This is a genomic window from Geobacillus sp. LYN3 (genome assembly GCF_003064505.1).
GTDB lineage: Bacteria > Bacillota > Bacilli > Bacillales > Anoxybacillaceae > Parageobacillus_B > Parageobacillus_B toebii.
In genome coordinates this window covers 1-312 of the sequence record NZ_QCWL01000092.1, presented here as the reverse complement: position 1 = coordinate 312, position 312 = coordinate 1, and the positions used below count along the sequence as shown (strand labels likewise).

At 47.4% G+C, this 312-nt stretch carries 1 pseudogene; it reads right to left on the bottom strand.

The features are described 5' to 3' along the window. A pseudogene (locus DCC82_RS18485) lies at positions 1-312 on the bottom strand (IS1380 family transposase); the annotation flags it as partial.

Genomic DNA, 312 nt, shown 5'->3' with positions numbered 1-312 from the left:
GTAAAACCGTCAAATCCTTTATACGTTCGACTGACTCCTTCTTTTTTCGTATCGGAGTTGTCAAATGGGGAACCATCTATATCAAGGGGAAGCCATGTCGTCTTTCCTTTGGTCCAACAAGGGGACAAAGTGGCATGTCGTTGAATCAACAGACGTATGGACTCCTCCCAAAGAATCGTTTCGGTCATCGGAAGACAAGCGAGCTGATCGAGTCGTTGTCGCAAGGTTGGAGAGGAAGGCACGTGCTGAATCCCCATCGATGCCGAAAAGATATCGTCCTGACGATACGCTTCGATATGATCGAAATCCGTT